The organism is Pseudomonas sp. AD21 (genome assembly GCF_002878485.1).
Taxonomy (GTDB): Bacteria; Pseudomonadota; Gammaproteobacteria; order Pseudomonadales; family Pseudomonadaceae; genus Aquipseudomonas.
In genome coordinates this window covers 1-13,936 of the sequence record NZ_NQYG01000100.1, presented here as the reverse complement: position 1 = coordinate 13,936, position 13,936 = coordinate 1, and the positions used below count along the sequence as shown (strand labels likewise).

At 60.8% G+C, this 13,936-nt stretch carries 10 protein-coding genes; 7 read left to right on the top strand and 3 right to left on the bottom strand.

The features are described from left to right. The first annotated feature begins 239 nt into the window (after nt 1-239). The 6 genes from glyA to PseAD21_RS28435 all read left to right on the top strand — a co-directional run bounded on the left by glyA (nt 240) and on the right by PseAD21_RS28435 (nt 9,384). Entirely contained in the window at nt 240-1,493 is a 1,254-nt protein-coding gene (gene glyA, locus PseAD21_RS28460) for a serine hydroxymethyltransferase (RefSeq protein WP_102359037.1), read from the top strand. Nucleotides 1,494-1,513: 20 nt separating this feature from the next. After that, on the top strand, nt 1,514-2,764 hold the full coding sequence (locus PseAD21_RS28455) for a sarcosine oxidase subunit beta (RefSeq protein WP_003206307.1): 1,251 nt from the start codon (nt 1,514-1,516) through the stop codon (nt 2,762-2,764). 14 nt (nt 2,765-2,778) lie between these two features. Next, nucleotides 2,779-3,108: a sarcosine oxidase subunit delta gene (locus tag PseAD21_RS28450; protein WP_016986286.1), complete on the top strand. Its 330-nt coding sequence runs from the start codon at nt 2,779-2,781 to the stop codon at nt 3,106-3,108. Continuing rightward, on the top strand, nt 3,105-6,122 hold the full coding sequence (locus PseAD21_RS28445; RefSeq protein WP_102359036.1) for a sarcosine oxidase subunit alpha: 3,018 nt from the start codon (nt 3,105-3,107) through the stop codon (nt 6,120-6,122). The genes PseAD21_RS28450 and PseAD21_RS28445 overlap by 4 nt, the downstream gene beginning before the upstream one ends. A gap of 123 nt (nt 6,123-6,245) precedes the next feature. Beyond that, nucleotides 6,246-8,114 (top strand): hypothetical protein, encoded by a 1,869-nt coding sequence (locus PseAD21_RS28440; RefSeq protein WP_102359035.1) that lies wholly within the window; start codon nt 6,246-6,248, stop codon nt 8,112-8,114. Nucleotides 8,115-8,139: 25 nt separating this feature from the next. After that, entirely contained in the window at nt 8,140-9,384 is a 1,245-nt protein-coding gene (locus PseAD21_RS28435) for a metallophosphoesterase (protein WP_102359034.1), read from the top strand. 129 nt (nt 9,385-9,513) lie between these two features. Here the strand turns inward: PseAD21_RS28435 and gbcA are convergent, their stop codons facing one another. After that, a complete protein-coding gene (gbcA, locus tag PseAD21_RS28425; RefSeq protein WP_102359033.1) occupies nt 9,514-10,809 on the bottom strand; it encodes a glycine-betaine demethylase subunit GbcA in 1,296 nt (431 codons plus the stop codon). A gap of 296 nt (nt 10,810-11,105) precedes the next feature. Between gbcA and gbcB the strand changes: the two genes are divergently transcribed. After that, entirely contained in the window at nt 11,106-12,206 is a 1,101-nt protein-coding gene (gene gbcB, locus PseAD21_RS28415; protein WP_102359032.1) for a glycine-betaine demethylase subunit GbcB, read from the top strand. 120 nt (nt 12,207-12,326) lie between these two features. Here the strand turns inward: gbcB and PseAD21_RS28405 are convergent, their stop codons facing one another. After that, nucleotides 12,327-13,151: an NAD(P)-dependent oxidoreductase gene (locus tag PseAD21_RS28405; RefSeq protein ID WP_102359031.1), complete on the bottom strand. Its 825-nt coding sequence runs from the start codon at nt 13,149-13,151 to the stop codon at nt 12,327-12,329. Nucleotides 13,152-13,291: 140 nt separating this feature from the next. Further along, nucleotides 13,292-13,825 carry a transposase gene (locus PseAD21_RS28400; protein ID WP_102359030.1) on the bottom strand — a complete coding sequence of 178 codons (534 nt, stop codon included), beginning with the start codon at nt 13,823-13,825 and terminating at the stop codon, nt 13,292-13,294. Nucleotides 13,826-13,936: the final 111 nt, after the last annotated feature.

The window sequence follows — 13,936 nt, the reverse complement described above, 5'->3', positions numbered from 1 at the left end:
CACCTAAAGCCGTTTAGGGGCTAGGCATGAACCATAGAATCTCCCACAGGGGATCTCCACGGATTCGAGGGATGCGTTCGACCAGCCATTTCGAACCATGTCGTAAACGCACCTTTGCGTGGCGTCCGTAGGCATTTGAGCTGTCTGCGCCGGTCATACCATCGCATCAAAGGGCACTGTCGCAAGCGGCGGGCCTGACCAAAACAAAATGGCGCACCGACGCCGCCGGGAGAGACGCGATGTTCAGCAAGCAAGACCAGATCCAGGGTTACGACGATGCACTGCTGGCGGCGATGAATGCCGAGGAGCAACGTCAGGAAGATCACATCGAGCTGATCGCGTCGGAAAACTACACCAGCAAACGCGTGATGGAAGCGCAAGGCAGCGGCCTGACCAACAAATACGCTGAGGGTTATCCGGGCAAGCGCTACTACGGCGGTTGCGAGCATGTGGATAAAGTCGAAGCGCTGGCCATCGAGCGCGCCAAGCAGCTGTTCGGCGCCGATTACGCCAACGTCCAGCCGCACTCCGGTTCGTCGGCCAACAGCGCCGTGTACCTGGCGCTGATCCAGCCGGGCGACACCATCCTCGGCATGAGCCTGGCCCACGGCGGTCACCTGACCCACGGCGCCAAAGTGTCGTCCTCGGGCAAGCTGTACAACGCGGTGCAGTACGGGATCAACACCGACACCGGGCTGATCGATTACGACGAAGTCGAGCGTCTGGCCGTCGAGTGCAAGCCGAAGATGATCGTTGCCGGTTTCTCCGCCTATTCCAAGACCCTGGACTTCCCGCGCTTCCGCCAGATCGCCGACAAGGTCGGTGCGCTGCTGTTCGTCGACATGGCCCACGTGGCCGGTCTGGTTGCCGCTGGTCTGTATCCGAACCCGCTGCCGTACGCCGACGTGGTCACCACCACCACGCACAAAACCCTGCGCGGTCCACGTGGCGGCTTGATCCTGGCCAAGTCCAACGAAGAGATCGAGAAGAAGCTCAACGCTGCGGTATTCCCCGGCGCCCAGGGCGGCCCGCTGATGCACGTGATCGCCGGCAAAGCGGTGTGCTTCAAGGAAGCGCTGGAGCCTGGCTTCAAGGCCTATCAGCAGCAAGTGATCGACAACGCCAAGGCGATGGCCAGCGTGTTTATCAAACGTGGCTACGATGTAGTGTCCGGCGGTACCGACAACCACCTGTTCCTGGTCAGCCTGATCCGTCAGGGCCTGACCGGCAAAGAGGCTGACGCTGCCCTCGGCCGCGCGCACATCACCGTCAACAAGAACGCCGTGCCGAACGACCCGCAATCGCCGTTCGTGACCTCGGGCCTGCGCATTGGCACCCCGGCGGTCACCACGCGTGGCTTCAAGGTCGCCCAGTGCGAAGTGCTGGCCGGCTGGATCTGCGACATTCTCGACAACCTCGGTGACGCCGATGTTGAAGCGAATGTGGCCAAGAACGTCGCGGCACTGTGCGCCGACTACCCGGTTTATCGCTGAGCGGTTTGGAGTAAATGACTATGCAACGCTATTCGGGCTTCGGCCTCTTCAAACACTCCCTCAGCCACCACGAAAACTGGCAGCGCATGTGGCGCACGCCAACGCCGAAGAAGGTCTACGACGTGGTCATCGTCGGCGGCGGCGGGCACGGTCTGGCGACTGCCTACTATCTGGCGAAAGAGCACGGCATCACCAACGTCGCCGTGGTCGAGAAGGGCTGGCTGGGCGGCGGTAACACCGCGCGCAACACCACCATCGTGCGCTCCAACTACCTGTGGGACGAGTCGGCGCACCTCTACGAACACGCGATGAAATTGTGGGAAGGCCTGTCGCAGGACCTGAACTACAACGTGATGTTCTCCCAGCGTGGCGTTTACAACCTGTGCCACACCCTGCAGGACATTCGTGATTCCGAGCGTCGGGTCAGCGCCAACCGCCTCAACGGCGTCGACGGCGAACTGCTCAACGCCAAGCAAGTGGCCGACGAGATCCCGTACCTCGACTGCTCGAAAAACACCCGTTACCCGGTGATGGGCGCAACTGTTCAGCGTCGCGGTGGCGTCGCCCGTCACGATGCCGTGGCCTGGGGCTTTGCCCGTGCCGCCGACGCCCTCGGTGTGGACTTGATCCAACAGACCGAAGTGATCGGCTTCCGCAAGGAAAACGGCGTGTGCATCGGTGTTGAAACCAACAAGGGCTTCATCGGCGCCAAGCGCGTCGGTGTGGTGACCGCCGGTAACTCCGGGCACATGGCCAAACTCGCCGGTTTCCGTCTGCCGATCGAATCCCACCCGCTGCAGGCGCTGGTGTCCGAGCCGATCAAACCGATTATCGACAGCGTGATCATGTCCAACGCCGTGCACGGTTACATCAGCCAGTCCGACAAGGGCGACCTGGTGATCGGCGCCGGTATCGACGGCTACAACGGCTACGGCCAGCGCGGTTCGTACCCGGTGATCGAGCACACCATTCAGGCCATCGTCGAGATGTTCCCGGTGTTGTCCCGCGTACGCATGAACCGCCAGTGGGGCGGTATCGTCGACACCACCCCGGACGCTTGCCCGATCATTTCGAAAACTCCGGTACCGAACATGTTCTTCAACTGCGGTTGGGGCACCGGCGGCTTCAAGGCCACACCTGGCTCGGGCAACGTGTTTGCCGCAAGCCTGGCCAAGGGTGAAATGCACCCATTGGCTGCACCGTTTTCCATCGACCGTTTCCACAACGGCGCACTCATCGACGAACACGGCGCTGCTGCCGTCGCCCACTAACAGGAGAAATCCCCATGTTGCATATCTTCTGTCCTCACTGCGGCGAACTGCGCTCCGAAGAGGAATTCCACGCATCCGGTCAGGCGCATATCCCGCGCCCACTGGATCCAGGCGCCTGCACCGACGAGGAGTGGGGCGACTACATGTTCTTCCGCGATAACCCGCGCGGTCTGCACCACGAGTTGTGGGATCACGTCGCCGGTTGCCGCCAGTACTTCAACGTCACCCGCGACACCGTGACCTACGAGATTCTCGAAACCTACAAGATCGGCACCAAGCCGCAATTCACCGACAAGGCTGATACGGCGAAAACAGCCACGACGGCGCTGGGAGAGAAGGTATGAGCCAGACCAATCGCCTGTCCAACGGTGGACGGATCGACCGCAACAAAGTGCTGAGCTTCACCTTCAACGGTCAGAGCTACAAAGGCTTCGAGGGCGACTCGCTGGCCGCCGCACTGATCGCCAACGGCGTCGACATCATTGGCCGCAGCTTCAAGTATTCGCGTCCTCGCGGGATTTTCGCCGCCGGTGCCGAAGAGCCGAACGCGGTGCTGCAGATCGGCGCGACCGAAGCTACGCAGATTCCCAACGTGCGCGCCACGCAACAGGCGCTGTATCAAGGTCTGGTTGCGACCAGCACCAACGGTTGGCCGAGCGTCAACAACGACATGATGGGCATTCTCGGCAAGGTCGGCGGCAAGCTGATGCCGCCGGGTTTCTACTACAAAACCTTCATGTACCCGCAATCGTTCTGGATGACCTACGAGAAGTACATTCGCAAGGCTGCCGGCCTGGGCCGTTCGCCGACTGAAGTCGATCCGGACACCTACGACTACATGAACCAGCACTGCGACGTGCTGATCGTCGGCGCTGGGCCGGCCGGTCTCGCCGCTGCACTGGCCGCTGCGCGCAGCGGTGCCCGAGTGATTCTTGCCGATGAGCAGGAAGAGTTCGGCGGCAGCCTGCTCGATTCCCGTGAAAGCCTCGATGGCAAGCCGGCGATGGAATGGGTAGCCAGCGTCATCACCGAACTGAAGAACACTCCGGATGTGCTGCTGTTGCCGCGCGCCACGGTCAACGGTTACCACGACCACAACTTCCTGACCATTCACGAACGCCTCACCGATCACCTCGGTGACCGCGCGCCAATCGGTCAGGTGCGTCAGCGCATTCACCGTGTCCGCGCCAAGCGTGTCGTGTTGGCGACCGGTGCTTGCGAGCGTCCGCTGGTCTACGGCAACAACGACGTGCCGGGCAACATGCTGGCTGGTGCGGTGTCGACTTACGTGCGCCGCTACGGCGTAGCACCGGGCAAGAAACTCGTGCTGTCGACCAACAACGATCACGCCTATCGTGTGGCGCTGGACTGGCTCGACGCCAGTCTGCAAGTGGTCGCCATCGCCGATGCCCGTAGCAATCCGCGTGGTGCGCTGGTGGAAGAAGCCCGCGCCAAAGGCATCCGCATCCTCACTGGCAGCGCCGTGATCGAAGCCCGTGGCAGCAAGCGTGTCACCGCTGCCCGCGTTGCCGCGATCGATGTCAAAGCGCACGCTGTGACCAGTCCTGGCGAATGGCTCGACTGCGATGTGATCGCCAGTTCCGGCGGTTACAGCCCGGTGGTTCACTTGGCTTCGCACCTCGGTGGCAAGCCGACCTGGCGTGAAGATATCCTCGGTTTCGTACCGGGCGAAGCACCGCAGAAACGCGTGTGCGTCGGTGGCATCAACGGCGTTTACGGTCTCGGCGATTCGCTCGCTGACGGTTTTGAAGGCGGCGTACGTGCTGCCGCTGAAGCCGGTTTCCAGACTGTTGAAGGCGTGCTGCCGAAAGCCCTGAGCCGTCACGAAGAACCGACGCTGGCGCTGTTCCAGGTGCCGCATGAAAAGAACACCGCACGGGCGCCGAAGCAATTCGTCGACCTGCAGAACGACGTCACCGCCGCCGCCATCGAACTGGCGACCCGCGAAGGTTTCGAATCGGTCGAGCACGTCAAACGCTACACCGCGCTGGGCTTCGGCACCGATCAGGGCAAGCTCGGCAACGTCAACGGCCTGGCGATTGCCGCTCGTTCGCTGAACGTGACCATCCCGCAGATGGGCACCACGATGTTCCGCCCGAACTACACGCCAGTAACTTTCGGCGCCGTGGCCGGTCGTCACTGTGGGCACATCTTCGAACCGGTGCGTCACACCGCGCTGCATGCCTGGCATGTGAAGAACGGCGCCGAGTTTGAAGACGTCGGCCAGTGGAAACGTCCGTGGTACTTCCCGAAAAACGGTGAAGACCTGCACGCGGCCGTGAAGCGCGAATGCAAAGCCGTACGCGACAGCGTCGGCCTGCTCGACGCCTCGACCCTGGGCAAGATCGACATTCAAGGCCCGGATGCCCGCGAGTTCCTCAACCGTGTGTACACCAACGCCTGGACCAAGCTTGACGTGGGCAAGGCGCGTTACGGCCTGATGTGCAAAGAAGACGGCATGGTCTTCGACGACGGTGTGACGGCGTGTCTGGCCGACAACCATTTCGTTATGACCACCACCACGGGCGGCGCGGCTCGCGTGCTGCAATGGCTGGAGCTGTACCACCAGACCGAATGGCCGGAGATGAAGGTGTACTTCACCTCCGTCACCGACCACTGGGCGACCATGACCCTGTCCGGGCCGAACAGCCGCAAGCTGCTCAGCGCCGTGACCGACATCGATCTGAGCAACGAAGCGTTTCCGTTCATGACCTGGAAAGAAGGTCTGGTCGGCGGTGTGCCGGCGCGGGTGTTCCGCATCTCGTTCACCGGTGAGCTGTCGTACGAAGTCAACGTCCAGGCCGACTACGCGATGGGTGTGCTGGAGAAAATCGTCGAGGCTGGCAAGCAATACAACCTGACCCCTTACGGCACTGAAACCATGCACGTACTGCGTGCCGAGAAGGGTTTCATCATCGTCGGTCAGGACACCGACGGCTCGATGACTCCGGACGACCTGAACATGGGCTGGTGTGTGGGGCGCACCAAACCGTTCTCGTGGATCGGCCAGCGCGGCATGAACCGTGAAGACTGCGTGAAGGATCAGCGTAAGCAACTGGTCGGTTTGAAGCCGATCGATCCGAATGTCTGGCTGCCGGAAGGTGCGCAGTTGGTGTTCAACACCAAGCAGGCGATCCCGATGACCATGGTTGGCCACGTGACTTCCAGTTACGCGCACAACTCCCTTGGTTATTCGTTTGCCATGGGTGTGGTCAAGGGCGGTCTGAAGCGCATGGGCGAGCGAGTATTTGCCCCGCTGGCCGATGGCAGCGTGATCGAGGCGGAGATTGTGTCTTCGGTGTTCTTCGATCCGAAGGGTGATCGCCAGAACATCTGACACTGATCGTTCCCACGCTCTGCGTGGGAATGCATCCCGGGACGCTCTGCGTCCCAAGAGCGGACGCAGAGCGTCCATGGCGGCATTCCCACGCAGAGCGTGGGAACGATCTGGGGAACTGATATGGACAGCTACATCCGCTGGTTTCAACGCTTCATCTGGATCGGCATTGCGATGAACATGGTGTTCGCGATCCCTGCGTTGTTTGCGCCGGGGTTGCTGACATCGGTGGTCGGTCTGCCGCCACAACTCTCCGACCCATGGCTGGAAAACGCCGGGATGCTGCTGGTGGGCATCAGCGTGTTTTACATGCCGTCGGGCTTCAACGCGCCGCGCTATGTGGTGCATTCCTGGCTGTGCGTACTGACGCGGCTGATTGCCGTGGTGTTCTGGATCTACCTGATCAATACCAGCATCCAGGGCGCGGTGTTCGTGCCAATGTTGATGGGTGATCTGAGCTTCTTTTTGATCCTCGGCATTTTGCTGTACCTCGGTACCACGCCTGCGAACAGGCCATGGGCGCTGCTCTGCGATGGCTGGCGCGAATGGCGCGTGGCGTGGAAGCGGCAATGGCAGAGCCACGGTTTCAAGGTCGGGACGCTGGTGGTGCTGGCAGTGCTCGGTTTCATCGGTTACGAGACCTGGTACCAGATGCTGCGGGTGGTGCCGGAGCAGGCGTACGCCTCGGACGAAGATCACTACAAATACGCGGCCATCGGCCTGGGCATTGAAGCGCGGATTCCGTACTACCTGTTCGCCGTGCTGCCGCAGATGTGCCCGGAAAAAATGCCCAAACCCGGTGGCTGGGAAGTCTTCGGTTTCCTCTATGAGAACGGCAAGGACCTGCCGATCGGCATGGCCAAGCGGCAGATCGGCTATCCGACCGTCGAGCCGAATTGCGCGCTGTGCCACACCGGCTCCTATCGGGCCAATGCCAGTGACGTTGCAGTGAATGTGCCGAGCGCGCCGGCCAATACCCTGCAACTGCAGGCCTTCCAGTGGTACGCCTACGATTGCGCCAGTGATCCGAAATTCACCACCGATGCGGTGATGGCGGCGATCAACAGCAAATTCCAGCTGGGCTTTTTCGAAAAACTCTACAACCGCTACCTGATCATCCCGATGGCGAAAAGCGCCTTGCTCAAGCAGAAGCAGGCCTACGCCTGGCAGAAACTGCGGCCGCAACAGGGGCCGGGTCGCACCGACACCTTCAACCCGACGAAAATGGTGGTGTTCGGCTTCCCGGATGACTCGACCATCGGCACTGTCGACCTGCCGCAAGTGTGGAACCAGAAACCCCGGGAATCGATGTACCTGCACTGGGACGGCAATAACAACAAGATCCACGAACGCAACTACGCCGCCGCGATGGCCGTGGGCGCGACGCCGCAATCGGTGCTGCCGCCGAGCTTCAACCGCGTGACCAACTGGCTGCTCGGGCACAAGGCTCCCGCGTGGCCGTGGGCACTGGATCAGGCGAAAGTCGCTCAGGGCAAACCGCTCTGGGAAGCCAACTGCGCCGCTTGCCACGACTTCGGGCGTGCCGACACCGGGCAGGTCACCACCAACATCGATCAACTGGGCACTGATCCACATCGGCTGGACTCGTTCACCACCGGTCTGGTGACGGCGTTCCACACCTTCAAGAAGCCACCGTTCGACTTCGGTGCGTATCGCAAGACCCAGAGCTACAGCAACACGCCGACTGATGGCGTCTGGCTGCGCGCGCCTTACCTGCACAACGGTTCGGTGCCGACCCTGTGGGACCTGCTGCAACCGCCGGAAAAACGTCCGGTGGTGTTCATCACCGGTTCCGACGTCTACGACCCGGTCAACGTCGGTTTCGTCACCACGGGTGCCCAGGCCAAGGCCTCGGCCGACTTCAAGTACGACACCCGACTGGAGGGCAACCACAACACCGGTCACCTGTATGGCACGCAACTGTCGGACGACGACAAGCGTGCGCTGATCGAATTCATGAAAACCCTGTGAGCCCTTACGGATAGAGGATTACGCCATGTCACTGGTCAGTCATTGGGAACACGAGTACGACAAGGTCAAACTGCGCATTCACGGCTTGTTCACACGCATGGAAATGGCCTGGATGAAGCTCATCAGCGAACTGGAACCCGATGAGTTTCAGGCCATCATCAAGTTGCTCCAGCGCGGTCACGATCAGGCGCAGTACGTGCTCAAGCACGGCGAGTTGCCGGACGACGAACCGGCGGTGCCTTGGGAGCTGTCCCACGGCTTGTCGATCCTGCGTATCGGCAATGCCACGCCGTTGCCGCAATCTCCGGATCAACTGGCGACCCGGGTGCTGCAGGACGGCAGCCTGCTCGGCTGTCGCAAGTGGGAGTTGCTCGATCTGCTGTGGAGCGAGGCGCTGCTCAAATGGATTGAAAACCTACATCATCACGCAACCTTCGGCACTGACCCGGCCGTGGTGCAGATGGATCGCGACGTGACCCTGGCGATTGCCGGCGACTGGGGCACCGGGCCGTTCGACAGCCACGCGCCGGCGGTGTCAGTCGCCAACCAGATGCAACTGGCGCAGGCAGATTTCACCATTCATCTGGGCGACGTGTATTACGCCGGCAGCCACTCGCAGGAGGACGTCGACATGGCCGGCTGGCCGATGGGCAGCCATGGCTCGTTCACGCTCAATTCAAACCATGAGATGTACAGCGGCGCCCACGGCTATTTCAAGGAACTGGCCGCGCGTTTTCCGGGGCAGCAGGGCACCAGTTATTTTGCCTTGATCAACGATGACTGGCTGATAGTCGGGCTGGACTCGGCGTACGCCTCTGATGTGATGAACCTGTACATGGACGGCACCTTGAACGAGCCGCAGATCGCGTGGATGAAAGGCCTGCCGAAACGCAAGAAAATCATGGTGCTCAGCCACCATCAGGGCTTCGATATCACCGGGCACAACAAGACCGCGCTGTATCAACCGGTGTGTGATGCGTTGGGGCGCGAGCCGGATTACTGGTATTGGGGGCATCTGCACAACGGCATCGTCTATGCGCAACAGGGCGGCCTGCATGCGCGCTGTGCCGGGCACGGGGCGATTCCCTATGGCAATGCCAGCGAGCTGGACGGGCATTCGCGGGTGTTGTGGTCGGAGACGCTGGATGCGAAGGATCCGGAGTATCCGCTGCGGGTGTTGAACGGGTACGCGAAGATCCGGTTGGTGGGGGAGGAGATATTTGAGGAGTTTATTGGCGAGGATGGCTCGGTGAGGTGGTCATCGAAGTGATGCTGTGATGATCGTTCCCACGCTCCGCGTGGGAGTGCAGCCCGGGACGCTCTGCGTCCCAAAGGCCGAACGCGGAGCGTCCGTTGAGGCATTCCCACGCAGAGCGTGGGAACAATCAAGCAGAAGACATCAGCCTTGGACGGGGACGCCTTTGAGGTACGGCGCAGGCTCGGCCCCGAGGTTGCTCAGCAAGCGCTCGCTGTACCAATCGACGAAGTTGACCACGCCAAATTCATAGGTCTTGGAGTACGGCCCAGGCTGGTAAGCCGTCGAGTTGATCCCGCGCTGGTTTTCTTCAGCCAGTCGACGGTCCTGATCGTTGGTCGCGTCCCATACCTGGCGCATGCGTTCGACGTCGTAGTCCACACCTTCGACCGCGTCCTTGTGCACCAGCCATTTGGTGGTGACCATGGTTTCCTGGGCGCTGATCGGCCACACGGTGAAGACGATGATGTGGTCGCCCATGCAGTGGTTCCACGAGTGCGGCAGGTGCAGGATGCGCATCGAACCCAGATCCGGGTTTTTAATGCGGCCCATCAGTTTCGCGCAGCCCTGTTTGCCGTCGAGGGTCATCGACACGGTGCCCTTGAGCAGCGGCATGCGCACGATACGGTTACGCAGGCCGAAACTGGCGTGGGCGTAAGGGATCTTCTCGGCTTCCCAGGCGGCGGCGGAGGCGGCGACGTGATCCTTGAACGCCTGATCGGCGCGCGGGTCGGTGACGTCGTCCCATTCCAGCAGGGTTTTCAGCAGTTCCGGGTGCGACGCGTTGCAGTGGTAGCACTCGCGGTTGTTTTCCAGCACCAGTTTCCAGTTGGCCTTTTCCATCAAGGTGGTGGTGATCGCCACCTTGGTGTTCTCCATGTCGTACGGTTCCATGTAGTGGTTCAGCGTCGACAGGAAGTCATCGATGGCCGGCGGGTTCTCGGCCAGGCTGATGAAGATGTAGCCGCCGGCGGTCTTCACGTGCACCGGTTTCAGGCCGTACTGCTTCATGTCGAAGTCGGCACCCATTTCGGTGCCGGCGAACAGCAGGCGACCGTCCAGCTCGTACGTCCACTGGTGGTAGTGGCAGACCAGTTTGGCGACCTTGCCTTTTTCACTGGTGCACAGACGCGAGCCACGGTGGCGGCAGACGTTGTGAAACGCATGCACCACGCCTTCGGCGCCACGGATGACGATGATCGGGTTCTTGCCGATCTGCAGCGTCAGGTAGTTGCCTTTGGCCGGGATCTCGCAGGTCATGCCGGCGATCAACCACTCTTTCTGGAAGATCTCCTGCATGTCGATATCGAACAACCGCTCGTCGCTGTAGAACGGTTGCGGCAGCGAAAACGTGCGCTCGCGCTCCTGGAGCATTTGTGCGGTGGCCTTGCGTGCGGGTTCCAGCGGATCGCCCAGGCTGATTTTTGCGGTGACGTCCATCGATGTGATCCTCATGGCCATCTGCGTGGCCGGCGAAAAGTGGCTGATCAGGTGTGCTGCTAACGGTTGCTACGCAAGGTGTAAAGAATTCGTCTTGGTGTGAGGCGAGTGTGGGGCCGGCGCTGGGCGGAACCTTATCCATGGGCGACATGGTGCAATCTGTTCCCGACGCGCAACCCCCGGTGATTGGGGGCTGGTCGCGATAAGTATGCCGATGTCGCGGATAGGTAAACGGACGGTCTGCGCTATACGCAGAATCGCCACATGAAGGCCGACAGTCGGCCGTGGAGAACAGCATGTCCAACAGCTTCCTGAATCCGGTCACCACCCAGACCTGGGCCAATGGCCGACACATCGTCCGGTGCGTCAAAGTCATCCAGGAAACCTGGGACGTGCGCACCTTCTGCTTCATGGCCGACCAGCCGATCCTGTTCTTCTTCAAGCCCGGGCAGTTCGTGACCCTGGAGCTGGAGATCGAAGGCCAGCCGATCATGCGTTCGTACACCATTTCCAGTTCGCCGTCGGTGCCCTACAGCTTCTCGGTGACCATCAAGCGCGTGCCGGGCGGCAAGGTTTCCAACTGGTTGCACGACACCCTTCATGAAGGGCAGGAGCTGGCGGTACACGGGCCGGTCGGGCTGTTCAATGCCATCGATTTCCCCAGTCCGAAAGTGCTCTATCTGAGCGGCGGCGTCGGCATCACGCCGTGCATGTCGATGGCGCGCTGGTTCTACGACACCAACGCCAACGTCGACATGACCTTTATCCACAGCGCGCGCTCGCCGAAAGACATCATTTATCACCGCGAACTGGAACACATGGCGTCGCGGATCGACAACTTCAGCCTGCACCTGATCTGCGAGAAACACGGGCTGGGCGAGCCGTGGGCCGGCTATCGCGGCTACCTCAATCACAAGATGCTCGAATTGATGGTGCCGGACTTCCTCGAGCGCGAAGTGTTCTGCTGCGGCCCTACGCCGTACATGAACGCGGTCAAGCGCCTGCTCGAAGTCGCCGGTTACGACATGAGCCGCTACCACGAGGAATCCTTCGGCGCCACGCCACCGGAAGCCCGCGCCGATGCGGTGGAACAAGCCGAGCAGGCCGCCGATGCGCCGGAAATCGACGCGGCGGATCTGCATCAGGTGGAATTCACCGCCTCCGGCAAGAGCATCCGCGTGGCCCCAGGTGAGACCGTGCATGCGGCGGCAGCCAAGCTTGGCCTGATGATTCCGAAAGCCTGCGGCATGGGGATTTGCGGCACGTGCAAGGTGATGAAACTGGGCGGCGAAGTGGAGATGGAGCACAACGGCGGGATTACCGAGGACGATGAGGCCGAGGGGTACATTCTGTCTTGCTGCAGCGTGCCTAAAGGCGACGTGCGCATCGAATTCTGACAGGCGCCTCAATTCCCTTGTAGGAGTGAGCCTGCTCGCGATAGCGTTAGATCAGTCAACATCTTCGTTGAATGTTCCGGCCTCATCGCGAGCAGGCTCACTCCTACAGGGTAAGGTATTTCAATCGACGAACAGGTCGGGCATCAGAGCGGCGTTGCTGCCCGGTTCAAAGCGGTACTGATCGAACTCAGTCACGCCGCTTTCGCGCAAAACTTCCTCATCTATCAACAGCCGCCCAGTGATCTGCCGCTGGCCGCTATTCAAAATCACATGCGCCGCATCCGCCATGATCGCAGGCAGGCGCGCATGCTTGAACGACTCGCGATTACCCAGCTGAAACTCGATCGCCGCCGTGGCAATCATCGTCTGCGGCCACAGCGAATTGACGCTGATCCCGTAACTGGCGAACTCCTCGCTCATGCCTACTGTCAGCATGCTCATGCCGTACTTGGTCACGGTGTAGGGGCTGTATTGCGCAAACCACTTGCTCGCCAGGTTCAGCGGCGGCGACACATTGAGAATGTGCCCGGCGGATTTTTTCAGATAGGGCAGGGCAGCCTGGCTGCACAGCAGCACGGCGCGGGTGTTGATCTGGTGCATCAGGTCGAAACGCTTGAGTTCGATGTGTTGCACGCCGGTCAGTTTGATCGCTCCGGCGTTGTTCACCAGTGCATCGATACCGCCGAAATGTTCGTTGGCCTGGGCCAGCGCCTGGCGCACGGCGTCTTCATCGCGCACATCCACCTGCAATGCCAACGCTTGGCCGCCCGCCGCTTTGACTTCGGCGGCGACGCTGTGGATGGTGCCGGGTAATTTCGGATGGGCTTCGGCGCTCTTCGCCGCAATGACGATATTGGCCCCGTCCCTGGCGGCCCGCAGCGCAATCTCACGGCCGATGCCACGGCTGGCGCCGGTGATGAACAGGGTTTTGCCTTGTAACGACATGCCGATGCTCCTGCTTATTGTTATGTGAGCGGAGGCTCGACAGACAATGTAGACCAAGCGGATCAGGTAACACTGTCTCCGCCATTGATCGTTCCCACGCTCCGCGTGGGAATGCAGCCCGGGACGCTCAGCGTCCCTTATCAGTACCAGCACTGAACCTCAATCAGTCCCGGCATTCCCACGTAGTTGCTTGCGCTCGAATAACGCCAATGCTCCGGCAAATCCACATACCCACGTTTGACCGGGTTGTTGTGAATGTATTCAAGCTTCTGTCGCATGACCGATTCGCTGTAAACCATCTCTGCGTGGGAGCCTTCCTGCCACAGCTGGTACACCCGATCCTGTTTGTGTGCGCGTTTGCTGAAGCGAAGCCGTTGCAGTGCTTTATCAGCGCCTTTGCTTTGCAGGTCATCAATAATCTGTCGAGCGGTGAAAGATTTGAACTGACTGAGGCATTTACTCAGGTCGGGTGCCTGGGCGACGAAGTGAAGATGGTTTTCCAGGATCACGTAGCCGTACAGTTTCAGATCGTGATGAGTCTGTTGATAACGCCAGCAGTTGAGCAGGTGGTCGACGATGTATGGGCGGATGAACAGCGGTAACCATTCCATGATCGTACAGGTCAGAAAATGCGGTTTGTCGGTTTCGGTAATGGTGTAGCGGCTGCGGCCCATGGGATTCTTCCTTGAATCTTGCGGTGCATTGGAGATGGAACGCGGAGCGTCCCGGGATGCGTTACCACGCAGAGCGTGGGAACGATCAGGGTGAGGCGGGCGAAGAGATCG